This window comes from Flavobacterium alvei (assembly GCF_002920895.1).
GTDB classification, from domain to species: domain Bacteria; phylum Bacteroidota; class Bacteroidia; order Flavobacteriales; family Flavobacteriaceae; genus Flavobacterium; species Flavobacterium alvei.
Genome location: NZ_PQVG01000006.1, coordinates 1 through 25279 on the forward strand (window position 1 = coordinate 1; position 25279 = coordinate 25279).

Sequence of the window (25279 nt, forward strand, 5' to 3'; positions counted from 1 at the left end):
ACGAACAAAATAAAATATTAATGAAAACCTATAAAACTAAAAACAGCACCAAAAACGTTTTTGATGCTGTTTAATTTATTTAAATTTGTCTAATAATCTGTATCGATTATTTAGGACTAGTCAGAAGATTATTTTAAAAAATTAGGGTTGTGTAACAGCTGCGGCTGTTGGTGGATAGAGCCTTTATTTACAACTTTATTGCAAGCTCTAATTTTCCTCCCAATCCTAATTCTACAATTTTTTGCAAGGTAGAGAATCTTACTTCTTTTACATTGTTCTCAATTCTTGAAATATAAGATTTTGTAGTTCCGCTTTTATGAGCAAGTTCTTCTTGTGTTAAACCTTTTTCAATTCTTGCTTCGTGAATTAATGCACCAAGTTTGAATTGTTCATAGCCTTTTTCTAGTTTATCACGTTTTTCAGTTCCTGTTTTGCCATAAAATTCATCTTTGAATTCGGCAAGAGTTTTTAAATTAGTTGTTTTCGCTTTCATATTCTTTTTTTATTTTTAATGCTTTTTCGATTTCTTTTTTGGGTGTTTTCTGTTCTTTCTTTTGGAATCCATTCGCAAGAATGATTAATTTTCCTTTATCAAAAAAACAGAATATTCTAAAAATATCACTTCCTTGTTTTACTCTTATTTCATATAAACCATCAGTATTTTCAAGATGTTTTAAATAAGTTTCTGGAATTTTTTCTAAATGTTCAATTAATTCCAAAGTCCAAGTAATTTTATCTTGAACCTTTTCACGTTGTTTTACAAAAAATTCTACAAAATAATCTTTGTAAAATGTTACCGTTCTTATTTTCTTTTCTTTTTCCACAATGCAAAATTAATAAAGTTGCGCTAAAGTGTAACATTATAATTTTAATTATTTTAAAATTTAATTTAGAAGTATATATTTCTGGATATTTTTTGTGGCATTTTCACCAACATCAGTCTGTGAAAAAACCTCCTTTTACTTCAAATAAATATATTCATTTATTTTCATAATACTTCTTTAGTGTAATTAATTGAATGTTTTTGGCATACAGTTTGATTCTTATTTTTTAAGATTTTATTAACAGCTTAATTTTTTCAAATGGAAAATACTAGATTACTCAAAGTCCTATCTTTAGTAGCTTTTTTATTATTGATGGCTCCTTTTTATGACCAATGTAATGGTCACGGTTGGACAAAAAATGTTGATGCTCCAGCAGTAGAGGCAATTGATACCACAGCAGTTGAAACTTCTTCGGTTAAAAATAATATTCCAATTGTAGTAGGAAAAGAGTCTATTATCAACTCTGATACTATTACTGAAATAATAAAAGAAGATATTCCTATTTATAAAAAAGCTTATGAATTTGTTGATGATGTTACTAATGAAAATGCCTTTTAATTAGCTTTTGTGTCAAGAGCATATTTTGAAGGTTCTTATGCCGAGTTTAGGAAGGAAGTAATCAAAGATTTTAAAAAGCACAAATACGATGGTTTGTCATTATTTATTAGATCCTTTTCTTTTGTTTTTATAGTGTTGATCTCGTTTTCTATTTTGATTTTATCGTTCATAAAAAGAATAAAATGGGTTTACAAATTATCTATCGTCAATATCTCTTTAATTTTAATTACACTAATTTGTATTCTGTTTTTCGATTCTCTTTTCGAAACCTATGAACAAATTAAATGGGGTTATTACGCTTTTACCTTGGTTCAAATAGGGATTTATTACACTTCAAAAGTTCAAATTGCAAAGGTGAAATATCCCTAAAAACAAACCTCCTTTAAATTACTTTAAAAGAGGTTGAATACTGTCATTATTTTTAAAATTTACTTTTTTAGACCGTTTGCTTTTTTGAAATAGAGGAAAGTTCCAATCGCAAGCACGATTATGCTTAACAACCATAAATAATATCCTTTATCCAAATGTGCAATTGCGTCATTTCTTCCACTTCCAGATTGTAGAATTTCATTCCAAAATGAAAAACAAATAGATAAAAATAGTGAAGCAGAAACAGTGGACATTGCCTTTTTATTGTTTTTCCAAAGGAATACGATAGTCAAAAATGCAAAAGGGTTAGCAAGCCAAATTATAGATTCTAGAAGTCCGCCTAAAATCCAACCAAAAGCACCAGAGAGGAATAAATTAATTGAGGAAACATTTTCATTATGAAAATCCTTACTAACTACTATTGCGTTTTGAGTAAGAGAGATAAGGAAAATTACGGTAAAGCTTGTAATTGTATATATTTTTATATTTTTTTTGGTCATTTTATATCTTGAATTAATAGATTCTGTTTTGTAATATAACCTACTGTTTTGAAGCTAGGCGTGGTGGATTATGGAGATAAACTGCGTTGCAAACGCTAAGATTTGATTATTGATTTAAGTAGGTACTCGATGCAATCGAGTACCAGTTGGGGTCAAACAAATATAGCAAAAAAAAACAATATAATACAGAAAAGTTGTATATTTAAAAATGCAATATAGCACAGTAGTTTGGAATGTAATGGTTGGTAAGACAAGATAATTTATTCAAGGCTCCGCAAAGTCTCCGACTTTGAGGTAGTGATTTTCGGTTTTCAACCGACTTTATTTTGAGTTTAATTTTATGTCAATCATAGACTGACAAACGCATCCTCAAAGTCGGAGGCTTTGCGGAGCTAGTAGATATAATTTCCTGTTACATAAACAATTATAAAAATGTTTATAAGTTATTGAAAATGATCATATTATAATTTGTTTTTATTAAAAATTGATCAAATATTTGTATCAAATAATATTTTATGAATACATCATTTGAACGTTGCAAAGAAACAAAGGTAGAATGGCTAACACCACCTGAATTGGCGATTAAACTAGGGAAATTTGATTTAGACCCGTGTAGTCCAATAAACCCTCCTTTTTTGCACGCAAAAAATAATTTTACAATTTCTGATGATGGTTTGTCAAAAGATTGGTTTGGTAGAGTTTATTTAAATCCTCCTTATGGAAGAGGAATGGAATTATGGTTAGAGAAATTAAAATTTCACGGAAACGGAATTGCATTAATTTTTGCAAGGACAGAAACGAAATGTTTCTTTGATCATATTTGGAATGATGCAGATGCTATATTATTCGTAAAAGGAAGAATACGATTTTACCATATTTCGGGTATTCAAGCAGGAACGCCCGGTGCTCCAAGTGTATTTATTGCTTACGGAAAAGAGAATGCTTTGGCTTTAAAAAATTCTGGTATTGAAGGGAGATATTTGGATTTAAAATTATAAGATTTCATAAACGATGAATTCGGATATATTGAATTCGGCATCAATAATCCAATCATTTTCAATTAAAAGTTTTTTTAATGCTTCATCTTCATTGGTAACATTTTCGACAATTCCAATTACTTGCATATTATTTACTTCGAATGAACTGTTTGGAGCTTCTGTTGTACCTTCGGGTGAAATAAATATAAATTTTTTCATAGTTCAATTTTTTTATAATTTCCTCTTCCGTTAAACTCTATTAATCCTTTATCTCGCAAAAACTGTAATTGTTGACGGATTTTATCCTTAATATGATTATTGTTTGGATATTTAATTTTCAATTTATTTTCAAATGCATATAATTCGTCTAATGTAAATGATTGCTTTTTAATTTCTTCAACACAATTTAAAATATCTAATATCCAACCTCTCGTTTCTAAACTTTTAGATTTTAAAAAATCCGTGCTTTTCAATTTTATATGCACTTTTTCTCTATCAATTATTTTTGAATTTTCAACTATAAAGATTCTTCCGCTTTCTGGAACTTTTGAAATATCAATATTACAACCAATCCAACCTGCTCGTTTTGCAGTTTCAGATAAAGGTTTACGTTTAATAATTATATCAGGTGTGAAAAATTGTTTAGGAATTACTAAAAAATTATTTACAACACTATTATCATAAGTCAAAAAGAAAAAATTTGGGTTTGTATCCGAAGTAATCCTTTTAATCATACTCTCATAAGCACCATCATTGATTATGGAACTTAATTTTCCGTTTTTACTTTTTAATTCAAATTCTTCATTACATTTTAAACAATAAAAATCTGCAACTGGCATATTGTTTTCAAAATCGTTCAATGGTAATTGACCACAGTTTGGACAATATGAATTTTCTTTAACCCAGTTTTCGGTTAAAACTCTTGCAATCTGTGAGTTGCTTTTGTACCCTTCGCTAAGTTTCAAATTGAAATTTAAGTTCATATAAAACGATTTTTTTGCAATGATTATTAAAAGGCAGAAGTTGTCAACTGCGTTTTACCACCAGCCCATTTTAAAAAAGGTTTTGCCATTTTACTTGTAATTTTCGTATTATAATTTAGAGTCTTGCAAATCTATGATTTTCCTTTTTGATATTCTTTATTTTGGTTCGTTAATTGTCTGCCTAATTTCTTTATACAATTGATTCCCCAATTGCCCTAGCCCCGATAGCAGCGGCATCCTTTATGTTCTTTCTTTAAGAACATAAAGATAGAGCGAATAGCGGGAAATAGCTCCTGAAAACCGTCAGTATTAATCCAAAAAAAAACACAGCTCGACCTTCGGTCACCCCTCAAAAGGGGGAGTAAAAATGTCATCTTGTCATATTATTTTCCGCCAATTTTGCCATAAACTGACAATTTACAGACTGCCATAGCCTTGGCACAAAGATTGACTATTGCAACTCGAACCGTTAAAATAAGTATTCAATAAAATTAAATATAACTAAAAATGGGTAAAATAATCGGAATTGATTTAGGTACGACCAACTCTTGTGTTTCTGTAATGGAAGGTAATGAAGCAGTTGTTATTCCTAACGCAGAAGGAAAAAGAACAACACCATCTATCATCGCTTTTGTTGAAGGTGGAGAAATTAAAGTAGGGGATCCTGCAAAAAGACAAGCGGTAACTAATCCAACTAAGACTATTGCTTCTATCAAACGTTTTATGGGTCATTCTTTTTCTGAGGTTTCAGCCGAAGCTAAAAGAGTTTCTTATTCAGTTGTAAAAGGAGATAACAATACGCCACGTGTGGATATTGATGGTCGTTTGTACACTGCACAAGAATTGTCAGCTATGACACTTCAAAAAATGAAAAAAACTGCTGAAGACTATTTAGGTCAAACAGTTACTGAAGCAGTTATTACTGTTCCTGCTTACTTTAACGATGCGCAACGTCAAGCTACTAAAGAAGCTGGTGAAATTGCAGGTCTTAAAGTAATGCGTATCATCAACGAACCAACTGCAGCTGCGCTTGCTTATGGTTTGGATAAAAAAGGAAAAGATCAAAAAATTGCTGTTTACGATTTAGGTGGAGGTACTTTTGATATCTCTGTTCTTGAATTAGGTGATGGAGTTTTCGAAGTGCTTTCTACAAATGGTGATACTCACCTTGGTGGAGACGATTTTGACCACGAAATTATCGATTGGTTGGCTAACGAATTCAATGCTGAAGAAGGTATTGACTTGCGTTTAGACCCAATGTCATTGCAACGTTTGAAAGAAGCAGCTGAGAAAGCAAAAATTGAATTGTCTTCATCTGCTGAAACTGAAGTTAACTTGCCATACGTTACTGCTACTGCTTCAGGACCAAAACACTTAGTTAAAAAATTAACTAGAGCTAAATTCGAACAATTGACAGACTCATTAGTAAAACGTTCTATGGCTCCAGTTGCCAAAGCGTTGAAAGATGCAGGTTTATCAGTTTCTGATATTGACGAAGTGATCTTGGTTGGAGGTTCTACTCGTATGCCAAGAATCGCTGACGAAGTTGAAAAATTCTTCGGTAAAAAAGCGTCTAAAGGAGTTAACCCTGATGAGGTTGTTGCCATTGGAGCAGCTATTCAAGGTGGAGTTCTTTCTGGAGATGTAAAAGATGTATTGTTACTTGACGTTACACCTTTGTCTTTAGGTATCGAAACTATGGGTGGAGTTATGACTACATTAATTGAGTCTAACACAACTATTCCAACTAAAAAATCGCAAGTATTCTCTACTGCTGCAGATTCTCAACCAACTGTTGAAATTCACGTATTGCAAGGAGCTAGAGCAATGGCTGCTGATAATAAAACAATTGGTCGTTTCCACTTAGATGGTATTCCACCAGCACCAAGAGGAGTTCCTCAAATTGAAGTAACTTTTGATATTGATGCTAATGGTATCATTAAAGTTTCGGCAACTGACAAAGGAACTGGAAAATCTCATGATATTCGTATCGAAGCTTCTTCTGGGTTAACTGCTGAAGAAATCGAAAAAATGAAAAAAGACGCTGAAGCTAATGCTGATGCTGACAAAGCAGCAAGAGAAAAAGCTGAAAAATTGAACGAAGCTGATGGAATGATTTTCCAAACCGAGTCTCAATTGAAAGAACTTGGAGAAAAATTGACTGATGATAACAAAGTAGCTATCGAGTATGCTTTGACTGAATTGAGAATGGCTCACCAATCTCAAGACATTCCAGCTATTCAAAAAGCGCTTGACAACATCAACGCAGCTTGGAAAAAAGCTACTGAAGAAATGTATGCTCAAGGAGAACAAGCTCAAGGTGGTGCTCAACAACCACAGGGAGAACAACCTCAAGGAGACAACGTAGAAGACGTTGAATTCGAAGAAGTAAAATAATTATTTCTCGTCGAGACGCGATATATCGTATCTCTCTTTATAAAATCAAAACCGAGTCAGCAATGGCTCGGTTTTTTTTATGTTTAAAAAGGTTTATAATTTTATTTTGAATAAACAAATGATTTATCTCATAAATATGCTTTTTATTTATAAATACATTTGTAACGTGAAGTAGTTTTGCTAAATTGTTTTTTATTTTAAAAAATCATAATCAATTAATTTTGATATTCGTATAAAAAGATTTTTGTAATATTACTTCATAAAACAATTTGAATGAGAAAGATCAAATACAAAAAAGGGAGAAAAATACAACCCTATAATCTGGAATACACAGGAATTCATAAAAAAACAGATTCAGAGATGCAATTGTTTGTTTATGATGATTTGAATTTATCAGAATATCAGGATTTTAATGTTTTTGATATTGAAAAATGTATTGATTATCAAAAAGCAAATTGGCTCAATATACACGGTCTTAATAATATTGATTTGTTAAAAAAGGTGGGGTTCTATTTTAAAATAGACGATTTTATGCTCGCCGACATTTTGAATACGAATAGAAGGACAAAAACAGAAGAGCAACATGATGTTTTATTTTTTAATATAAAATCTTTGTTGCCAGCAGGAGATTCTGATAATATTTGTGCCGAACAAATTAGTTTTTTGATAAAAGAAGGAGTTTTGATTTCGTTTCAGGAAAAAAGAAGTGATTTTTTTACCCATATTCGAGAGCGAATTAGAACACATTCCGGAATTGTTAGAGGCAAAAAAGCGGATTATTTGCTGTATATTCTTCTGGATTCAATTATGGAGAATTTCTATATTACATTAGAAAATGAAGAAGACAAAATAGAAGAATTGATTGATTTGACAAAGAAAAATGCAGGTCCCATTATTTTAGAAAAAATTGAACAGCATCGGGATAATTTTAATTTTTTAAAGAGAGCCATCACACCGCTTCGAGATTCGTTGTATGATATAAAAAGTATGAAAGACGATAATGTTTTTAATGTAATTGAAGATGAAAATTTTAGTTTTTATTCAAGGTTACATCAAAAGAGTTTAGAGCTTTTAGAACAAATTGAGTCTGATATGAGTACACTTCATAGTGCTTCTGATTTTTATTTCTCGGCACAAAGTCATAAAATGAACGAAATTATGAAGACGTTGACCGTTGTTTCGGCAATTTTTATTCCGCTTACATTTATAGTGGGTGTGTATGGAATGAATTTTAAGTATATGCCTGAGCTAGAATATGAACACGGTTATTATACAGTTGTTGGCATAATGATTTTAATTGTTTTGGGAATGTTGTTTTATTTTAAAAAGCGGAATTGGTTTTGAATTTAAAATGATTAAAAGAAAAAAGTAAATTTAACTTAAGAATATAATAAATTAAAAAATAAAGAAAATGAATAAAGCGATATACATCGCAACAAGCGAAGAAAATAGTGGTAAATCTATTGTTACTTTGGGTTTAATGAGCATGCTTATTGGCAGGACTGCCAAAGTGGGTTATTTTAGACCAATAGTCGAAGATTTTGAAGAAGGCGAATTAGATAATCATATCGATACAGTAATCAACCATTTTGGGTTGGATATTTCTTTTCACGATGCCTATGCTATCAAGAAAAGTAAATTGATTAAAAAGAAAAACAAAGGAAAACTAGGAGAGGTAATCGATTTGATTATTGAAAAATACAAACAACTAGAAGAACAATTTGATTTTGTTTTGGTCGAAGGGACTAGTTTTATAGGTGAAGGTGCAGTTATCGAAATGGATATGAATGTACTTATTGCTAAAAATCTTGGAATTCCAGCAATTATTGTAGGCTCAGGAGTAAACAAAACATTAGATGAATTGGTTGATGGAATGTGTCTAGCCTATGATTCATTTAAGCAAAAAGATGTTGAAGTTTTGGCCGTTATTGGTAATAAAGTAGAGTCACAAAACATAGAATTGGTTACCTCTGGTTTGAAGAAAAATTTACCAGACGGAGTTTTGATCAATGCTATTCCGATGATTCCGAGTTTAAAGAACACCACAATTCAAGAAATTGTAAAAGCTTTAGATGCTAAAGTATTGTTTGGAGAGTCTTATTTGAACAATCAAATTTCTAGTTTTAGCGTAGGAGCGATGCAATTAAGAAATTATTTAAATCATCTAAAAGAAGACGGATTAGTAATTACTCCGGGTGATAGAGCCGATATTATTTTGGGTGCTTTACAAGCTAATGAATCTAAAAATTATCCTTCGATTTCTGGAATCGTTTTGACGGGGAATATTATTCCAGAAGACACGATTCTTAAATTAATTGAAGGTCTTTCGCCAGTTGTACCAGTTATTGCAGTAAAAGAAGGTACTTATGTGATTTCTAATAAAATAGGGGATATCAAACCTAAAATTTATGCCAACAACAAACAAAAAATTCAAATATCGATAGATACCTTCGAAAAATATGTGGATTTAGATAGTTTGACTGAGAAATTCATCAAGTTTGAAGTAGAAGGAATGACTCCAAAGATGTTCCAATACAACTTAGTAAAAAGAGCCAAACAACATCGCAAACATATTGTTTTACCGGAAGGAAACGACGATAGAATCCTTATTGCAGCAGCCCGACTGTACTTGATGGATGTGGTCGATATTACTATCTTAGGAAACACTAAACAAATTATCAGCAAATCGGCCGAATTAGGTTTAGATATCGATTTTACTAAAGTGAACCTAATCAATCCTAGAAAAGATAACAATTATGATGATTATGTGAATACCTATTATGAGCTGAGAAAAGAAAAGAAAATGACTTTGGAAATTGCCAAAGATTTAATGGAAGACGGTTCATATTTTGGCACAATGATGGTTTATAAAGGTCATGCAGACGGAATGGTTTCGGGTGCGGCTCATACCACCCAACATACTATTTTGCCAGCTTTGCAATTCATCAAAACAAAACCTAATTCTTCAGTAGTTTCGTCCATATTCTTTATGTGTTTAGAAGATAGAGTTTCTATCTTTGGAGATTGTGCGATTAATCCAAACCCAACAGCCGAACAATTAGCAGAAATTGCAATTTCATCGGCCGATTCAAGTTTGGCATTCGGAATCGAACCAAAAGTAGCTATGCTATCGTATTCATCAGGTTCATCAGGAAAAGGTAATGAAGTTGATAAAGTTAGAGAAGCTACTGAAATCGTTAAAAGCAAACGCCCTGATTTGAAAATTGAAGGTCCAATTCAGTATGATGCAGCCGTTGATTTAGAAGTTGGACAAAGCAAAATGCCAAATTCTGAAGTAGCAGGACATGCTAGTGTATTGGTTTTCCCTGATTTAAATACAGGAAATAACACATACAAAGCCGTTCAAAGAGAAACAGGAGCTTTGGCAATTGGTCCAATGTTACAAGGATTAAACAAACCTGTAAACGATTTGAGTCGTGGTTGTACCGTTGACGATATTATCAATACAGTAGTTATTACTGCAATTCAAGCTCAAGGTTTGTAAAACAATTGAATTGGTTTATTGTGTAATCGATTAAACGGTTTAACAATTTTTGCAGTAAAGGAAAATAATTATAAAATAAATCTCCAAATCTCTTTGAGCTGAGGAAAAAATCAAAAAAAATGAAAATAGTAATTATAAATTCAGGAAGTTCATCCATTAAATACCAATTAATCGAAATGCCTTCAAAAGAAATCATTTGTTCAGGAATGATTGACAGAATAGGCTTGGAGACTTCAAATTTAAGTTATGTTACCAAAACAGATAAAATCGAAAAGACAATTCCAATTCCTAATCATAAAAAAGGATTAAAAAAAATTGCTGCTTTATTGATGGATGAAAAAGTTGGGGTGATAAAAAGCACTAATGAAATTTATGCAGTAGGGCATCGTGTGGTTCACGGAGGAAGTGATTTCTCGAATACAACCATTATTGATGCGGAAGTAAAAGATAGAATTAAACAACTTTTTGAATTGGCTCCTTTGCACAATCCAGCCAATTTTGAAGGAATAGTAGTTGCCGAAGAGATTTTTGAATCGGCTAAACAAGTTGCGGTTTTTGATACAGCATTTCATCAAACACTTCCTGTAGAAGCTTATAAATATGCTATTCCCAATTTTCTTTTAACAGAAAACAAAATTCGTGTTTACGGTTTTCACGGAACTAGCCACAAATATGTTTCTGAACAAGCAAAAGCTTATTTAGAGAAATCTTCTAAAATAATCACCATACATCTTGGAAATGGGTGTAGTATGGCTGCCATAAAAGATGGAAAAAGTATTGATACAACCTTAGGTTTTGGACCAATGAATGGTTTGATTATGGGAACTCGAAGTGGGGATGTAGATCAGTCAGCTATTTTTTATATGGTGAATTCATTGGGTTATACAGTTAATGAAGTTAGCACGATGCTCAACAAACAAAGCGGAATGTTGGGTTTAACAGGTTTTAGCGATTTGAGAGATATTGAGTCTAATGCAGCACAAGGAAACAAAGAATGTCAATTGGCATTAGATATGAATGCCTACCGAATCAGGAAATATATTGGTTCTTATGTTGCAGCCTTAGGAGGTTTAGATGCCATTATTTTTACTGCTGGAATTGGTGAGAATTCGTCTTTCATTCGAAAATTAGTTTGTACTGATATGGAGTTTTTCGGAATTGAATTAGATAACGGAAAAAATGAAATTCGTTCAAAAGAAATTAGAGAAATCAATTTACCACAATCCAAAGCTAAAATTTTAGTGATTCCAACCAATGAAGAAATAGAAATTGCCAATCAAGTATTTGAATTGCTATCGTAATCAACGAGTCAACCTGAATTTCATTAAAGGCGTTTGAAAAGGAATAAATAAGTGTAATAAATAAAATAGTATCAATTTTTATTGCTAAGAAAAAATATTAAACATACATTTGTCGCTACATTCAAAATTCCGGAAAACATGTTTGAATTTCAACAGTATTTAGGCTTTTTACTTTTCTTAACCGTTCTTACTATAGGATTTTGGTTAATGTTTTTCTTGGTTGGTTTCGTATCCTATTGGGTAGGAGGAGCAACTTGGGAAGCTTACAAAGAAAAAAAAGCAAAAAAAGAAGCAGAACAATCTGTTTAAGATTGTTGCTAAATAAAAAAAGGACTCATTTCTGAGTCCTTTTTTTTGTTAAGATGTTTTTGGATATTAATGACCTCCACTGATTTTTTTATCAAAATCTATTCCTTGAGCTCTCAGAATTCCGCTTACTTTCCAAGCATAAAACGCCAAATAAGCAAAACATAAAACGCCAACTATATAACTGTTTTGAATTCCGATACTATCAGACACAAATCCTTGGGTCCAACTTATAATTCCACCACCCATTATCATCATAATCAAGAAACTACTTCCTTGGCTGGTGTGTTTTCCTAGTCCACTAACGGCCAAAGTAAAAATACATGGCCAAAGCGTGCTACAAAATAAACCAACACTAGTAAAAGCATAAACACTAATCATTCCTGAAGTAGCCATTCCTGTAAATAATGCAATAGCACCTAATACGGAAAAAATAAGTAACATTCTAGCCGGATTCCCTTTACTAGCCATATCGGCAGCAATTAAAACTAAAATGATTAATCCATAAACATAGAAAGGTGTTAAATCGTGTTTTGCAATGGCATTTACGATTAAGAAAACTCCAAACGCCAAATAAGGTGCTACGAAACGTAATATTTTTTGAATAGACATGTCGTCAGTAAAAGCTTCAACAGCTCCTGTCCAACGACCAATCATTAAACTTGCCCAATACAATGAAACATATGGGGCAATATCACCAATGGCAAATCCTAATTTAGATTCCATATAGGCTGGTAAATTGGCTGCAGTTGCAACTTCAACACCAACATATAAAAAGATAGCTAACATTCCCATTAACAATTGTGGGTATTGCAAAGCGGTAGTTTTTGTAGAAGTAGCTTCCTCAGTAGTTTCTACAATGGTTTCAGGATGTTCAGGTAAGGATGAAAATTTCAATAAAACGGCTACAATTATAAAGGCTAAACCTAAAATCAAATAAGGGATTTTTACACTTTCAATACTCATATCTGTGTTTCCTGATGCGGCAGCTCCAAAAATGGCAAAACTTACAATAAGTGGCCCAATGGTTGTTCCAAAATTATTGATTCCTCCCGCTAATGTCAAACGTTGTGAACCCGTTTTTATTGGTCCTAAAGCAATGGCTAATGGATTGGCAACAGTCTGTTGCAATGAAAATCCTAAACCCACGGTAAATAAACCAGCCAACATTAAAGGATATGAACCCGTATTGGCCGCGGGATAAAATAATAATGTTCCTAAAGCCGAAATTACCAATCCCAATGCTAGTCCATTTTTATACCCAATTTTATTAACTAAATCTTTTCCTAATGCTAAAGAAACTCCCATGTATATTAAAGAACCTACAGTGTATGAGATGTAGAAAGCGATAGATACAAACTGGCTTTGACCTTGTGTTAAATCAAATGCTTTTTTAAATACTGGGATTAAAATATCGTTACTCGCTGCAACAAATCCCCAAAAAAAGAATACGGTTACAAGGGGAATAAATTGCCCCCATTTGGTTTGTGAATTTTCTGAATTCATAATTTAAAAATGGTTATTAGATTAGTGTAAATTACTGTAAATATAAACTGAATAGAAACAAATAAAAAACATTTTAGCTCAAATGTTATGGAAATTATACCAACAACACGATTTGTTCAACCAACTGTATTTTTGAAAAATAATAATACAAAGAGTTCACTTGATTAAGAGGTAAAAATACAGTAATTATTTATAATCTAAAATGGACGTATCATTCAAAATAATGGACATATTAGCTTTTTTGATAACATGTATATGATTCTGGAACTATTTTTTTTATACAAATGATACTATTATGAAATGGATTAGTTTTAAATCAAATGTATTAAGCAAATCAAGTGTTAAAATTAAGTGCCTACATTTTTTTAATCAGAAATTTTTATAGCCGTTTAGAGTGAGTGATGAAAAATGAAATAATTCAATTTGTTCATTATTTTGGATTTTAAATGGCACATTTTTTTGTACTTTTGCACAAAATTTTATAAAAACAACTTATGTTATCTATCAATAATTTATCGGTTCAGTTTGGCAAAAGAATCTTATTCGACGAAGTAAATACGGTTTTTACTCACGGAAATGTTTACGGAGTTATTGGCGCAAACGGAGCTGGAAAATCTACATTTCTAAAAATTATTTCAGGCGAAATGGATCCTACTTCAGGAAATGTTCACCTAGAACCTGGAAAACGGATGTCGGTTTTAAATCAAAATCACAATATGTTTGATGAACATACGGTTCTTGAAACGGTAATGATGGGGAATAAGGTTTTGCATAAAATTAAAACCGAAATGGACGCACTGTATATGGATTATACAGATGAAAATGCCGATAGAATAGGAGAGTTGCAAGTGCAATTTGAAGAAATGAATGGATGGAACGCTGATTCTGATGCCGCTTCAATGCTTTCAAACCTTGGAATCACAGAAGAAAATCATTATACTTTAATGGCTGATTTGGAAGGAAAAATAAAAGTAAGAGTGCTTTTGGCTCAAGCCTTATTTGGAAATCCAGATTTGCTTATTATGGATGAGCCTACCAATGATTTGGATTTTGAAACCATTGCTTGGCTAGAAAATTTCTTGGCCAATTATGAAAATACGGTAATCGTTGTGTCTCACGACCGTCACTTTTTGGATGCGGTTTGTACTCATATTTCGGATATAGATTTTGGAAAAATTAATCATTATTCAGGGAACTATACTTTTTGGTATGAATCCAGTCAATTAGCAGCTAAACAAAGGGCTCAACAAAACAAAAAAGCCGAAGAAAAGAAACAAGAATTAGAAGAATTTATTCGTCGTTTTTCTGCGAATGTGGCCAAATCCAAACAAGCGACTTCTCGTAAAAAAATGATTTCTAAATTGAATATTTCAGAAATTAGACCGTCAAGTCGTCGTTATCCAGCTATTATTTTTGACCAAGAACGCGAAGCGGGAGATCAAATTTTGAATGTACAAAACCTAAGCGCTTCGGTTGATGGGGAAGTTCTTTTTAAAGGTGTCGATTTGAATATGGCCAAAGGCGATAAAATTGTACTTTTTTCGAAAGATTCTCGTGCTACAACCGCTTTTTATGAAATTTTGAACGACAAACAGAAAGCCGATACAGGGATATTTGATTGGGGAGTGACTACAACTCAAGCCTATTTGCCTGCAGAAAACCATTCTTTCTTTGAAAGTGATGATTCATTGGTAGATTGGTTGCGTCAATGGGTGAAAACTGAAGAAGAACGCGATGAAGTGAATATTAGAAGCTTCTTGGGGAAAATGATTTTCTCTGGAGAAGAAGCCTTGAAAACTTGTAGAGTTTTATCTGGAGGCGAAAAAGTGCGTTGTATGTTGTCTAGAATGATGATGCAGCGTGCCAATGTTTTAATGTTGGACGAACCTACAAATCACTTAGATTTAGAGTCGATTACAGCATTCAATAACTCTTTGAAAAACTTTAAAGGCTCAGTAATTTTTACCACTCATGACCACGAGTTTTCTCAAACTGTTGGAAATAGAGTAGTTGAATTGACTCCAAAAGGAGCGATTGATCGCTATATGACTTTTGACGAATATTTGGATAACGAAGGCGTTCAGGAATTAAGAACTAAGATGTATTCTTAAAAGAGAATAGAGTATAGATAATAGAGTAAAGATTTTATCCCGTTGCATACAGCGGGATTTTTTGTGAAAATTTTTATAAATAAACCAATTTTAAAATTTCAAAAAATAGTATATCTTTACATTTCAAACAACACTTCATTATGAGTCAAAAAGTATTGCTCACTTCAAAGGAAGTCAATATCATTCTGCATCGTTTGGCCTGTCAGTTAGTCGAAAAACATCTTGATTTTTCGGATACTATTCTAGTTGGTATTCAGCCACGTGGTACTTTTTTAGCACGGCGATTAAAAGATATGTTGGAAAAGGAATACAATATTTCAAAAATTGCTTTGGGCTATTTGGACATCACTTTTTTTAGAGATGATTTCCGCAGAACCAACAAACCATTGGAAGCCAACAAAACTCAAATCGATTTTATTGTCGAAAATAAAAAAGTCGTTTTCATTGACGATGTTTTATATACAGGTCGAAGTATTAGGTCGGCATTGACTGCTATTCAGTCTTTTGGAAGGCCATCTGAAATTGAATTATTGACGCTAATCGACCGTCGTTTTAGTCGCCATTTGCCTATTCAACCCGATTATCGTGGTCGTCAGGTAGATGCTATCAATGACGAAAGAGTGTTAGTGTGTTGGAAAGAACAAGACGGCGAAGATGCTGTTTATTTAATTAATAAATAATAGAAAATGAGCGAGTTAAGTGTAAATCATTTATTGGGAATTAAATATATCAATGAAAAAGATATTAACCTCATTTTTGAAACTGCCGATCATTTTAAAGAAGTTATCAATCGTCCCATCAAAAAAGTGCCTTCACTTCGAGACATTACCATTGCCAACATCTTTTTCGAAAACAGTACCCGAACCAAACTTTCTTTTGAATTAGCACAAAAACGGTTGTCTGCTGACGTGATTAGCTTTTCGGCAGCACAATCTTCTGTCAAAAAAGGAGAAACTCTAATTGATACCGTAAACAACATCCTGTCGATGAAAGTAGATATGGTGGTAATGCGACACTCAAATCCTGGAGCAGCTCATTTCTTATCGCAAAATGTAAAAGCCAGTATTGTAAATGCTGGAGACGGAGCACATGAACATCCTACACAAGCTTTGCTAGATAGCTATTCCATCAGAGAAAAACTGGGCGATGTTGCAGGTAAAAAAGTGGTCATTGTCGGAGATATTTTGCATTCTAGAGTTGCTCTTTCTAATATCTACGCTTTGCAAATGCAAGGTGCCGAAGTTAGAGTTTGTGGACCAAATACCTTGATTCCAAGGTATATTGAATCACTTGGAGTTACGGTTGAGTCTAATTTACGTAAAGCATTGGAATGGTGTGATGTAGCTAATATGCTTCGTGTTCAAAACGAAAGAATGGATGTTAACTTTTTTCCTTCTACAAGAGAATATGCTCAACAATACGGATTAGACAAAACCTTGCTAGATTCACTGGATAAAGAAATCTTAATTATGCATCCTGGCCCCATCAACCGTGGTGTGGAAATTACCTCAGATGTTGCCGATTCTAAACAATCCATCATACTGAATCAAGTAGAAAATGGTGTTGCCATTCGAATGGCTGTAATTTATTTATTGGCTTCAAAAATTCAATAATTCTTTTTTTTTTTACTACCTTTCAAACAATAAATATCTTTTGTTAATTAGCAATACCCTAAATTTCAACATATGAAAGTAGAACAAAAAGGACACACGGTGACTATCAAAGATACTCAAGGTGATTTGGATTCATTTCGTTTGAAATTGACTAACGAATATAAAACATTCCAAAAAAGCAATATTATTGTTGATATTCGAATGCATAAAACTCTTTCGATTAAAGATATTGAAAGTTTTTTGCCTCTTTCCAAAACCCATAAAAAAAACAAAAAATCATTTGTTGTAGTATCATCAGAGTTTGATTTTAATGCGATTTCTCATAAATTGGCTGTGGTTCGATCGGTTCAAGAAGCGCACGATATTATAGAAATGGAAGAAATCGAAAGAGATTTGGGCTTTTAGATTTTTGAATGAAGATTAACGATTGCAGATTTTAGATTTTTTCAGCTAATTATCACTGAATACTGATTACTGCGACTGAACACTAAAAAATGAATCTAACCATCCTCGGCTGTTATGCCGCAACTCCAAGAACTTTTACCAATCCGACTTCACAGGTTTTAGAAATCAGAAACAGATTATTCTTAATCGATTGTGGTGAGGGAACTCAAGTACAGTTGCGCAAAAACAAAATCAAATTTTCGAAAATTAATCATGTATTTATTTCGCATTTGCACGGCGATCATTTTTTTGGATTGATTGGTTTGATTTCTACTTTTGCTTTGCTGGGTAGAACTACCGATTTGCATATTTATGGGCCAAAAGGAATCAAGGAAATCATCAATTTGCAGTTGCGATTGTCTAATTCTTGGACAAAATACGACTTGTTTTTTCACGAATTAGAATCCAAAGAAAGTGAAGTGGTTTTTGAAGACGATAAAGTAATAGTAAAGACAATTCCTTTAAAACATCGAGTTTACACCAATGGTTTTTTATTTCAAGAAAAACGTAGGGAGCGAAAATTGAACTTGGATGCCGTTCAAAACTACGAAATTGAAAAATGTTATTATCAAAATATCAAGAACGGAAAAGACATCACGCTGGATGACGGACGAGTGATCGAAAATCATAAATTGACCTTCGATCCAGTTTTGCCTTTGAGTTATGCTTTTTGTTCGGATACGGTTTATAATGAAGCTATAATTCCTATTATTAATGGTGTTGACATATTATACCACGAATCTACTTTTTTGGATTCAGAGGAAGAATTGGCAGGCAAAACGATGCATTCTACGGCAAAAGAAGCTGCGACAATAGCTTTGAAAGCCAACGTCAAACAATTGATTTTAGGGCATTATTCTACTAGATATGAAAGCATTGAGCTTTTTAAAGAGCAAGCCGAAACTATTTTTCCGAATGTGCTTTTAGCAGAAGATGGAAAATGTTTTGAGTTTTGATTTAATCATTCCAATTGTCACGCTGTAAGCGTCTCAAATTACAATCTAGCAACATAATTTAGACGCTTACAGCGTGACAAATATCAAGATAATACATTTGCGCTAAACTCTTTTATGAGTATAAGTTTGCTTATTTTTGCAACTAAAGAAATTAAACAATGGAAGATTTAAGTAATTATAGAAAATCATACGAAAAAAGTGAACTTTTGGAAACCAATATTCCAGAAGATCCTATCAATTTATTCAACAGATGGTTTCATGAAGTCGAAGATTTTGGCGGTGTAGATGAAGTCAATGCTATGACGGTTTCGACTTTTGGATTGGATGGATTTCCAAAGTCTAGAGTCGTGCTTTTGAAGCAATTTACTTATGAAGGATTTATTTTTTATACCAATTATAATTCTGAAAAGGGTAGAGCTATAGCCAATAATCCCAATCTTTGTCTTTCCTTTTTTTGGTCATCTTTAGAACGCCAAGTTATTATAAAAGGAATTGCCGAGAAGATTTCGGAGAATTTATCTGATGGTTATTTTGAATCTCGCCCAACAGGAAGTAAATTGGGTGCAATAGTTTCCAATCAAAGTGAAATTATTGCCTCTAGAAGCGTTTTAGAAGAGAGTTTGAAACAATTAGAACACGATTTTGAAGGCAAAGAAATCCCAAGACCTAATTATTGGGGAGGTTATTTAATTCGTCCTGTAGCAGTTGAATTTTGGCAAGGACGCCCCAATAGACTTCACGACAGAATTAGATATAAGTTGCAAGATGATTATTTTTGGAAAATAGATAGACTTGCACCTTAAATCCTAATTATTGAACTCCTTATTTTTATTGATATTGCAATGTAAAAAAACAATATTTTTGTAGGAAATATATATATTAATATTGCAATATTGTGTATTTTGTCGATTTTATTTGTATTTTAATCGGTAATTGTTCTATATTTACACCAAGAAATTAAAGCAACATACTCAATTAGTAAGATTTTAAAAAGTTTGCCCCACAATCTACCATTAAAAACTTAACCTAATTAGTTAAATAATTGAGATTTAGTTGAAAGTTAGTTAGAAAAACCGTCCCCTCCCCAAGAGACGGTTTTTTTATATAAAAGAATTCTCGTTTTTAATTTAAATATCTTAAATTATTCTTAGATTTACCCAATAGATTAGATGTTTTTTTAATTAAAATTAAATGGTATGAATATTAAGAATAGGCTAACACTGATGAGTTTTCTTCAGTTTTTTGTTTGGGGAGCTTGGCTGATAACTGTTGGTAATTATTGGTTTGCAACCAAGCAATGGAGTGGTGCCGAATTTGGTGCCATATTTTCAACCTTAGGGCTTTCTTCGATTTTAATGCCAGCATTGATTGGAATTATTGCCGATCGATGGGTTAGTGCTGAAAAATTATACGGAATTCTACACATATTTGGAGGTTTAGCCCTTTGTTATATTCCGCAAGTTGATAATCCGGCTACTTTTTATTGGGTAATTTTTGGGGCGATGCTTTGTTATATGCCTACGATTTCCTTGTCAAACTCAGTGGCTTACACCATTTTGAAAAATAATGATTATGATGTTGTCAAGGTTTTTCCGCCTATCAGGGTTTGGGGAACTATTGGTTTTATTGCTGCTATGTGGCTCACTAATTTGTCAGGAAACAAAGCGTCGGCCAATATGTTTTATATATCTGCTTTTGCTGCCTTTATTCTCGGAATTTATGCTTTTACCTTGCCTAAATGTCCACCTCAAAAATTGATTGAAAAAGGTTCTTCTTTGTCTCAAAAATTAGGTTTGGATGCTTTTAAATTATTTGGAACCTACAAAATGGCTGTTTTCTTTATCTTCTCGATGTTTTTGGGAGCTGCTTTGCAATTGACCAATATGTATGGAGATGTATTCTTGTCTGAATTTGGAAATATGCCTCAATACGCAGATAGTTTTGTAGTGCAAAAATCTACTTTAATAATGTCTATATCGCAATTTTCGGAAACAGCGTTTATCTTGGCGATTCCGTTTTTCTTGAAGCGATTTGGAATCAAGCAAGTGATGTTGATTTCTATGTTAGCTTGGGTGTTGCGTTTTGGCTTCTTTGCTTATGGCGACCCTTCTTTTGGAGGAACATCCTTAATTATTATGTCGTGCATTGTTTACGGAATGGCCTTTGACTTCTTTAATATTTCGGGTTCGTTATTTATCGAAACCACTACCGATTCCAAGATTCGTTCTAGCGCACAAGGATTGTTTATGATGATGTCCAATGGTTTTGGCGCTTTCTTTGGCGGAATCATTAGCGGACAAGTGATTGATGCTTTTTTTACCCACGATGGCGTGAGAGACTGGCACAATATCTGGTTGGCATTTGCAACTTATGCTTTGGTAATTGCGATTGCTTTTTCAGTTATGTTCAAACACAAACACAATCCTGAAGAAGTGGCGAATGTGAGTCATTAACAAAAATTTTATAAATATAAAACCTCCTTTAAAACTGATTTAAAGGAGGTTTTTTTGTGGTTGAAATGCTAAAATAGTAGTAAAATTAGCCAATATTGATTTCAAACAGTTTTAGATTTTCGAAATTCTCGCAGTTTGAGTTATTCCAGATTTTGTTACAATAGATAATTCCACTTTCTCGATTTTTAGGTTGGCAGACATATCCATATCAATTTGGTATTTGAGGTTGAAATTATGAATTACATCATATTCTAATTTTCCCTTTCCAGTTCCTGTTGCGGTAATTGGGAATTTGCCTGTATTAGCCTTCATTGTATATACTTGTGAAATATCAAAATTGCCAACATTGTTTTTGATGCTTACTAATTTATAAGTTGTAGTAATGGTCATATCCAATTGTGCATTGGCAATTGGAATGGATAGGGGAGAATCTACCGTAAAAACGTCGCCTACTTTGACTTTTCTTTCTGGAAAATTCAATTGAGAAAAAGTAGATTGCACCGTTTCTAATGTAGTTTTTTTTAATTCATCACTTAAATCAGCTGATACAATAGAATCTAATGTAGGCATATTTCCAATGGTTCCTTTTCCGTAGATAATAGTGCCATTTGGAATTGCTATTTTGTTGTTGCTGCTTGTAGTTTTCAGAAACTCAATTGTTAATGGGTAATAGGTTTTGTCTTTTAGTTTTCCCGTTTTGCAAACAGATTCGATTATTGAGTTATTGTCAGTAATGGTTGGGTTTTGAATTCCTTTGTCTTTCAACATTTGGATAATTTCTGGATCGCCTGAATAGGTCATTTCTAAATGACTTGTTTGATCCATTGTTTGATCGTATTTGGTTTCAGGATTGTATTGAATTTTGAAATCCAATTCGTTTTTGGTTTGGGCAATGCTTAGTTGTGATGTAATAACGAACAGGAGTAGGAAGGTTTTTTTCATTTGTGTATTTGGTTTGATTGTGTAAATATGGAAAATATTTCAGATATGTTTGAGAATGATTAGTTCGTTTCTTTTAGTAATTGTTTGATTTATTGATTTGAGCTTTATTACTGTTGCTATATTTCATTCCGTTATTTTTACTTTGTGCATTACTAGTTCGAGTTTGCTATAATCCGTAATGATATTTATTGTAATTATGGCTAATACTATTCCAATGCCATTGGAGATTAGTTGAGCAATTGTACTCGTAGTCAATTCATCAATTGTTTCAGCTTTCATAGAATATTTAAAGACAAACTGTCCAACAAATCGATCCATAATCCAAAATGTCCACCATAAACCCAAGGAAGCTATTGATAAGTGCTCCCTTGTATGCACCTCATTTCTTTTTAAAAATAAATGGGTTTCCTGAAACAATTCTTTCATGATTTGATACGGTTTAAATAGGTTTACAATGGGCACAAACCAACAACCTGCAGCCCAACCTTCGGTCTGCGATAAGTGATTCACTCTCAAATGAAGATTAAAATAAGCCCGTCGGAACCATTGAATAAAAGTAATTGCAGACAACACAAAAATAATAAGTTGAATGATACCAATGGCTTGTTCCCGATTGTCATTTGAAGTTACTGCTTCTGTCGAAATTTCGCCTCCATTGGCAGCTGTTTGCAGTAAATCATATTGAAAATAGCTGGAAACTAATGAAATACAATTCAGTGCCAAAGCAATCCAAATGAGGAGAATTGCATTTTGAGACCGCTGTTCGTTTGGTTTTAAATCTTGCATTTATTTTTCTTAATTTTTAGTATTTATTTGGGGCTAGTGCGAGCTTCAAGCTCGTACCCGTTATCACAATCAATTCAAATCTATTTCTAAAATGGTGTTGTCGTTATTGCTATAATTCCTGGCGCTGCTTTATTTCCAATCTGTGGGGTCGGTTACAAAACCCGATTCGACAGGATTATTATGTATATAATTCAGTTTTTGTTCAAACACTTTCAAACTCCAAATTTCTATAGGCTGGTTGTTTTGTTGCCAAAACTGTTTTTCTTTGACATTGCAGTTTTTCTTTCCTGCTCTTTCAAACATCCAAAGCAACCATTCTCGTCTGCTTTCTTGCGGATTGTCTTGAATCGTTTTCATTATTTTTCTGGATGTAAAACCTTTTAAATCACGCATTAATCCTGATGGGTCTCCTAAAGCCGACCTGAAAATTAAGTGTACATGACTTGGCATAATACAATAACCATAAATTTCCATACCCTTGTTTTTTCTGCAATAGTCTAATGATTCTGTCATTATCGAAAAATACAGCTCTCTTGTGAATACATCTATCCAATTGACTGTGGCAAAACTTACAAAATAAGCGCCGCCTTTTTCGTGGAATTTATATTTTCGGCTCATTTTACTTTTTTGTAAATATAAATATTCTTACAACAAAAAAGTTATAATTTTTTTGGGTTTGTAGTTGGTTTACTCAACTTTGTGGGTACGAGCTAGAAGCTCGCACTAGCGACTGTTTAGACTAATAAATCACTGTTAGCGCGAGCGTCACGCTCGTGCCAATTACAATTTTGAATGTAGTTACTTTTGTTTGCTTCACGAGCGTGACGCTCTTGCTAGCTTTGGTTTTATTTTTCAGGCTGGTTATTACCTTTTATTAAAAAGTAAATAGATAGTACAAAAACAATTAAATAAAGAATATCAAAAGCTGGCTCTTTCAACGTGAAATTTTTAAAGTCAATGTGTTTGAATAATGTCAAACCTAAAGTCAATGCGATAAATGCAAAAAACCAGTTTATTCCTTTTTTATTTTCCATATTTATTATTTTTTGATTCAAAGTTAATTTATGTTCCGTTCGTTTTCTTTGCTAGCGCGAGCGTCACGCTCGTGCCAATTACAATTTTGAATGTAGTTACTTTTGTTTGTGTTCACGAGCGGGACGCTCGCGCCATCTGGGGATGAAGTTTCTCCTAAATAATTGTAGCAACTTATTGTGGTATCAGTAGATATGAAATCTTTATCTTCATTAAACGAAATTATATAATCATCTTTTTCAAATCTTTTGTTATATGCATTTACTAAGGTTGTTATTATTGAAAAAAAAATGATAATTATCGAGGAAGCCGAAAGCATCAAATAAGTAACCTTTTCTTGTGATATTTTTTCTAAATGGTAAACCATATAAACAAGCATTGTTGGGTATAATATTAATTTATACGAAAAAAATGGAATAGTAAATATTGATAAAAAAACAATTGCAAATTTGAAAACCTTTAATGAATTACTAAAATTTTTATCGAATAACTTTTTTATTCGTTCTTTATTTTCCTTTTTAGAACTTAAATATAACATCCCTTTTTTCTTGATAATGAATATTATAAATTTTTCGTAAATACTAAAAATCATAGCATAAATCATAAAAAGTATTACCTCACTAATAAATATTAGTAATATTATTTTGAAAATATATTCTAGACTAAAAAACAATAAATCATTTATTCCAACATAATTGAATATGGATATTTCAAAACTTTTATAATATAAATAATAATTTACAAAGCTTAAAGTATATAAACCTAAAAGTAAAAGAGCAATATTCTCTTTAAAAAAGGCAATAAATTCATTTTTATCTTTTGGAATAACACTCATGATTTTTTAATATTAATCTGTTTGTATGACTTAAAAATTGTATGTATTTGTAATGAAATTACCTAATAAATGGTAGATAGTAGTTTAAAATACCACATAGTATTTAAATTCAAATGTAGGTTTTATTTCTTACAAATAATTTAAATTATAACTTTTTATTTTTAGCTAATGTTTTGATTTTATGTTGTGCTTATAGGATTATTACTTCTGAAATTTAAAACGTCAAAATGAGCCCCGCTAGAGTCAATATTCTCATGAAAAAGTGGAGACATAAAGTCGAAAGCTAGAGACATTGTAAAGCTATTTACATTACTAAATATATTCATATTTTTTATCAAAAATATAATTTGTTTGTTACATAAAAATCTATACATTTGAGAATAATAATATTAGAAGCAATATAAAAATTATAATTTAAAATGAGTACAGAATTACATTGCCCAAAATGTGGATCAAATCAAATAACTTCGGATAAAAAAGGTTTCAGTGGAAAAAAAGCTGTAGCTGGAGCATTGTTAACAGGAGGCATTGGTATTCTCGCTGGAACTATAGGAAGTAATAAAATAAAAATAACATGTTTATCTTGTGGACATGAATTTAAACCAGGAGAAGGGGAGCAAGTACATAAGCCACAACAATATCAGGAAAATAAAGAATCTGATGAAAAATATGTTGGCAATATTGAGCCTTTAAAAAAATATAAATGTGGTCATTGTCAAAAAATTTCTACAGTTGGCAGTAACAAACATTGTCCAAAATGTGGTTATAATTTGAGTAACAAAGATATTTACATTGAAAAAATTCCTAATCTAAATGGCTTATTAGTATTCACAGTTATTATAATAATTGTAATTACACTTTTCTTTATTTTTAAATAAAAC

27 protein-coding genes are annotated in these 25279 nt (G+C 32.2%); 16 read left to right on the plus strand and 11 right to left on the minus strand.

Annotated elements, in window-relative coordinates:
• Positions 1-187: 187 nt before the first annotated feature.
• Both C3L50_RS10890 and C3L50_RS10895 read right to left on the minus strand, forming a co-directional pair.
• Positions 188-493 carry a helix-turn-helix domain-containing protein gene (locus tag C3L50_RS10890; RefSeq protein WP_103806216.1) on the minus strand — a complete coding sequence of 102 codons (306 nt, stop codon included), beginning with the start codon at positions 491-493 and terminating at the stop codon, positions 188-190.
• Positions 474-824, minus strand: a complete 351-nt coding sequence (locus C3L50_RS10895) for a type II toxin-antitoxin system RelE/ParE family toxin (protein ID WP_103806217.1) — start codon at positions 822-824, stop codon at positions 474-476. Before C3L50_RS10895 ends, C3L50_RS10890 begins: the two co-directional genes overlap by 20 nt.
• 258 nt (positions 825-1082) lie before the next feature.
• Between C3L50_RS10895 and C3L50_RS10900 the strand changes: the two genes are divergently transcribed.
• Positions 1083-1382 (plus strand): hypothetical protein, encoded by a 300-nt coding sequence (locus tag C3L50_RS10900; RefSeq protein ID WP_103806218.1) that lies wholly within the window; start codon positions 1083-1085, stop codon positions 1380-1382.
• Positions 1383-1391: 9 nt separating this feature from the next.
• Complete coding sequence (locus tag C3L50_RS10905) at positions 1392-1751, plus strand: hypothetical protein (protein ID WP_103806219.1); 360 nt, start codon at positions 1392-1394, stop codon at positions 1749-1751.
• A 59-nt stretch (positions 1752-1810) separates the two neighbouring features.
• Here C3L50_RS10905 and C3L50_RS10910 read toward each other — a convergent pair whose 3' ends face one another.
• On the minus strand, positions 1811-2251 hold the full coding sequence (locus C3L50_RS10910; protein ID WP_103806220.1) for a hypothetical protein: 441 nt from the start codon (positions 2249-2251) through the stop codon (positions 1811-1813).
• Positions 2252-2766: 515 nt separating this feature from the next.
• Between C3L50_RS10910 and C3L50_RS10915 the strand changes: the two genes are divergently transcribed.
• A complete protein-coding gene (locus C3L50_RS10915) occupies positions 2767-3249 on the plus strand; it encodes a DNA N-6-adenine-methyltransferase (RefSeq protein ID WP_103806221.1) in 483 nt (160 codons plus the stop codon).
• Here C3L50_RS10915 and C3L50_RS10920 read toward each other — a convergent pair.
• Together C3L50_RS10920 and C3L50_RS10925 are read right to left on the minus strand one after the other, a co-directional pair.
• Positions 3244-3447 (minus strand): hypothetical protein, encoded by a 204-nt coding sequence (locus C3L50_RS10920; protein WP_103806222.1) that lies wholly within the window; start codon positions 3445-3447, stop codon positions 3244-3246. The two genes, C3L50_RS10915 and C3L50_RS10920, sit on opposite strands and share 6 nt — an antisense overlap.
• Positions 3444-4211, minus strand: a complete 768-nt coding sequence (locus C3L50_RS10925; protein WP_103806223.1) for a DpnI domain-containing protein — start codon at positions 4209-4211, stop codon at positions 3444-3446. The genes C3L50_RS10920 and C3L50_RS10925 overlap by 4 nt, the downstream gene beginning before the upstream one ends.
• A 507-nt stretch (positions 4212-4718) precedes the next feature.
• Here C3L50_RS10925 and dnaK point away from each other — a divergent pair.
• From dnaK to C3L50_RS10955, 5 genes are all read left to right on the plus strand, one after another.
• Positions 4719-6608 carry a molecular chaperone DnaK gene (gene dnaK, locus C3L50_RS10930; protein ID WP_103806224.1) on the plus strand — a complete coding sequence of 630 codons (1890 nt, stop codon included), beginning with the start codon at positions 4719-4721 and terminating at the stop codon, positions 6606-6608.
• Positions 6609-6881: 273 nt separating this feature from the next.
• Positions 6882-7952 (plus strand): magnesium/cobalt transporter CorA, encoded by a 1071-nt coding sequence (gene corA, locus C3L50_RS10935; protein WP_103806225.1) that lies wholly within the window; start codon positions 6882-6884, stop codon positions 7950-7952.
• 67 nt (positions 7953-8019) lie between these two features.
• Entirely contained in the window at positions 8020-10113 is a 2094-nt protein-coding gene (gene pta, locus C3L50_RS10940) for a phosphate acetyltransferase (RefSeq protein WP_103806226.1), read from the plus strand.
• Between the two features lie 119 nt (positions 10114-10232).
• Complete coding sequence (locus C3L50_RS10950; RefSeq protein WP_103806228.1) at positions 10233-11414, plus strand: acetate/propionate family kinase; 1182 nt, start codon at positions 10233-10235, stop codon at positions 11412-11414.
• 138 nt (positions 11415-11552) lie between these two features.
• A complete protein-coding gene (locus tag C3L50_RS10955; protein WP_103806229.1) occupies positions 11553-11723 on the plus strand; it encodes a hypothetical protein in 171 nt (56 codons plus the stop codon).
• A 66-nt stretch (positions 11724-11789) separates the two neighbouring features.
• Here C3L50_RS10955 and C3L50_RS10960 read toward each other — a convergent pair whose 3' ends face one another.
• Positions 11790-13226 carry an MFS transporter gene (locus C3L50_RS10960; RefSeq protein WP_103806230.1) on the minus strand — a complete coding sequence of 479 codons (1437 nt, stop codon included), beginning with the start codon at positions 13224-13226 and terminating at the stop codon, positions 11790-11792.
• 494 nt (positions 13227-13720) lie between these two features.
• On the opposite strand from C3L50_RS10960, the gene C3L50_RS10965 reads away from it, so the two are divergent.
• From C3L50_RS10965 to C3L50_RS10995, 7 genes are all read left to right on the plus strand, one after another.
• Entirely contained in the window at positions 13721-15337 is a 1617-nt protein-coding gene (locus tag C3L50_RS10965) for an ABC-F family ATP-binding cassette domain-containing protein (protein WP_103806231.1), read from the plus strand.
• 140 nt (positions 15338-15477) lie between these two features.
• Positions 15478-16017, plus strand: coding sequence for a bifunctional pyr operon transcriptional regulator/uracil phosphoribosyltransferase PyrR (pyrR, locus tag C3L50_RS10970; protein ID WP_103806232.1), 540 nt, complete (start codon positions 15478-15480; stop codon positions 16015-16017).
• Between the two features lie 6 nt (positions 16018-16023).
• Positions 16024-16950, plus strand: a complete 927-nt coding sequence (locus C3L50_RS10975) for an aspartate carbamoyltransferase catalytic subunit (RefSeq protein ID WP_103806233.1) — start codon at positions 16024-16026, stop codon at positions 16948-16950.
• A 72-nt stretch (positions 16951-17022) separates the two neighbouring features.
• The gene (locus C3L50_RS10980; protein WP_103806234.1) at positions 17023-17355 is read left to right on the plus strand and encodes a ribonuclease Z; all 333 of its coding nucleotides are present in this window, start codon (positions 17023-17025) and stop codon (positions 17353-17355) included.
• 89 nt (positions 17356-17444) lie between these two features.
• The gene (locus tag C3L50_RS10985; protein ID WP_103806235.1) at positions 17445-18350 is read left to right on the plus strand and encodes a ribonuclease Z; all 906 of its coding nucleotides are present in this window, start codon (positions 17445-17447) and stop codon (positions 18348-18350) included.
• Positions 18351-18508: 158 nt separating this feature from the next.
• A complete protein-coding gene (gene pdxH / locus C3L50_RS10990) occupies positions 18509-19153 on the plus strand; it encodes a pyridoxamine 5'-phosphate oxidase (RefSeq protein ID WP_103806236.1) in 645 nt (214 codons plus the stop codon).
• A 393-nt stretch (positions 19154-19546) separates the two neighbouring features.
• Complete coding sequence (locus C3L50_RS10995) at positions 19547-20803, plus strand: nucleoside permease (RefSeq protein WP_103806237.1); 1257 nt, start codon at positions 19547-19549, stop codon at positions 20801-20803.
• Between the two features lie 111 nt (positions 20804-20914).
• Here the strand turns inward: C3L50_RS10995 and C3L50_RS11000 are convergent, their stop codons facing one another.
• From C3L50_RS11000 to C3L50_RS16220, 5 genes are all read right to left on the minus strand, one after another.
• Positions 20915-21745, minus strand: a complete 831-nt coding sequence (locus C3L50_RS11000; RefSeq protein WP_103806238.1) for a hypothetical protein — start codon at positions 21743-21745, stop codon at positions 20915-20917.
• A 123-nt stretch (positions 21746-21868) separates the two neighbouring features.
• Positions 21869-22531 (minus strand): DUF4328 domain-containing protein, encoded by a 663-nt coding sequence (locus C3L50_RS11005; RefSeq protein WP_103806239.1) that lies wholly within the window; start codon positions 22529-22531, stop codon positions 21869-21871.
• Between the two features lie 129 nt (positions 22532-22660).
• On the minus strand, positions 22661-23149 hold the full coding sequence (locus C3L50_RS11010) for an REP-associated tyrosine transposase (RefSeq protein WP_103806240.1): 489 nt from the start codon (positions 23147-23149) through the stop codon (positions 22661-22663).
• Positions 23150-23376: 227 nt separating this feature from the next.
• On the minus strand, positions 23377-23565 hold the full coding sequence (locus C3L50_RS11015; RefSeq protein ID WP_103806241.1) for a hypothetical protein: 189 nt from the start codon (positions 23563-23565) through the stop codon (positions 23377-23379).
• 23 nt (positions 23566-23588) lie between these two features.
• Complete coding sequence (locus tag C3L50_RS16220; protein ID WP_133158877.1) at positions 23589-23930, minus strand: hypothetical protein; 342 nt, start codon at positions 23928-23930, stop codon at positions 23589-23591.
• A gap of 887 nt (positions 23931-24817) precedes the next feature.
• Here C3L50_RS16220 and C3L50_RS11025 point away from each other — a divergent pair.
• Positions 24818-25276, plus strand: a complete 459-nt coding sequence (locus C3L50_RS11025; protein WP_103806243.1) for a hypothetical protein — start codon at positions 24818-24820, stop codon at positions 25274-25276.
• The last annotated feature ends 3 nt before the right edge of the window (positions 25277-25279 follow it).

What these genes read in the sequence shown, in the direction of transcription:
- C3L50_RS10890 (WP_103806216.1), bottom strand. Translation starts at nt 493, where the DNA reads ATGAAAGCGAAAACAACTAATTTAAAAACTCTTGCCGAATTCAAAGAT.
- C3L50_RS10900 (WP_103806218.1), top strand. Translation starts at nt 1,083, where the DNA reads ATGGAAAATACTAGATTACTCAAAGTCCTATCTTTAGTAGCTTTTTTA.
- C3L50_RS10910 (WP_103806220.1), bottom strand. Translation starts at nt 2,251, where the DNA reads ATGACCAAAAAAAATATAAAAATATATACAATTACAAGCTTTACCGTA.
- C3L50_RS10915 (WP_103806221.1), top strand. Translation starts at nt 2,767, where the DNA reads ATGAATACATCATTTGAACGTTGCAAAGAAACAAAGGTAGAATGGCTA.
- C3L50_RS10920 (WP_103806222.1), bottom strand. Translation starts at nt 3,447, where the DNA reads ATGAAAAAATTTATATTTATTTCACCCGAAGGTACAACAGAAGCTCCA.
- C3L50_RS10925 (WP_103806223.1), bottom strand. Translation starts at nt 4,211, where the DNA reads ATGAACTTAAATTTCAATTTGAAACTTAGCGAAGGGTACAAAAGCAAC.
- dnaK (WP_103806224.1), top strand. Translation starts at nt 4,719, where the DNA reads ATGGGTAAAATAATCGGAATTGATTTAGGTACGACCAACTCTTGTGTT.
- corA (WP_103806225.1), top strand. Translation starts at nt 6,882, where the DNA reads ATGAGAAAGATCAAATACAAAAAAGGGAGAAAAATACAACCCTATAAT.
- pta (WP_103806226.1), top strand. Translation starts at nt 8,020, where the DNA reads ATGAATAAAGCGATATACATCGCAACAAGCGAAGAAAATAGTGGTAAA.
- C3L50_RS10950 (WP_103806228.1), top strand. Translation starts at nt 10,233, where the DNA reads ATGAAAATAGTAATTATAAATTCAGGAAGTTCATCCATTAAATACCAA.
- C3L50_RS10955 (WP_103806229.1), top strand. Translation starts at nt 11,553, where the DNA reads ATGTTTGAATTTCAACAGTATTTAGGCTTTTTACTTTTCTTAACCGTT.
- C3L50_RS10960 (WP_103806230.1), bottom strand. Translation starts at nt 13,226, where the DNA reads ATGAATTCAGAAAATTCACAAACCAAATGGGGGCAATTTATTCCCCTT.
- C3L50_RS10965 (WP_103806231.1), top strand. Translation starts at nt 13,721, where the DNA reads ATGTTATCTATCAATAATTTATCGGTTCAGTTTGGCAAAAGAATCTTA.
- pyrR (WP_103806232.1), top strand. Translation starts at nt 15,478, where the DNA reads ATGAGTCAAAAAGTATTGCTCACTTCAAAGGAAGTCAATATCATTCTG.
- C3L50_RS10975 (WP_103806233.1), top strand. Translation starts at nt 16,024, where the DNA reads ATGAGCGAGTTAAGTGTAAATCATTTATTGGGAATTAAATATATCAAT.
- C3L50_RS10980 (WP_103806234.1), top strand. Translation starts at nt 17,023, where the DNA reads ATGAAAGTAGAACAAAAAGGACACACGGTGACTATCAAAGATACTCAA.
- C3L50_RS10985 (WP_103806235.1), top strand. Translation starts at nt 17,445, where the DNA reads ATGAATCTAACCATCCTCGGCTGTTATGCCGCAACTCCAAGAACTTTT.
- pdxH (WP_103806236.1), top strand. Translation starts at nt 18,509, where the DNA reads ATGGAAGATTTAAGTAATTATAGAAAATCATACGAAAAAAGTGAACTT.
- C3L50_RS10995 (WP_103806237.1), top strand. Translation starts at nt 19,547, where the DNA reads ATGAATATTAAGAATAGGCTAACACTGATGAGTTTTCTTCAGTTTTTT.
- C3L50_RS11000 (WP_103806238.1), bottom strand. Translation starts at nt 21,745, where the DNA reads ATGAAAAAAACCTTCCTACTCCTGTTCGTTATTACATCACAACTAAGC.
- C3L50_RS11005 (WP_103806239.1), bottom strand. Translation starts at nt 22,531, where the DNA reads ATGCAAGATTTAAAACCAAACGAACAGCGGTCTCAAAATGCAATTCTC.
- C3L50_RS11010 (WP_103806240.1), bottom strand. Translation starts at nt 23,149, where the DNA reads ATGAGCCGAAAATATAAATTCCACGAAAAAGGCGGCGCTTATTTTGTA.
- C3L50_RS11015 (WP_103806241.1), bottom strand. Translation starts at nt 23,565, where the DNA reads ATGGAAAATAAAAAAGGAATAAACTGGTTTTTTGCATTTATCGCATTG.
- C3L50_RS16220 (WP_133158877.1), bottom strand. Translation starts at nt 23,930, where the DNA reads ATGGTTTACCATTTAGAAAAAATATCACAAGAAAAGGTTACTTATTTG.
- C3L50_RS11025 (WP_103806243.1), top strand. Translation starts at nt 24,818, where the DNA reads ATGAGTACAGAATTACATTGCCCAAAATGTGGATCAAATCAAATAACT.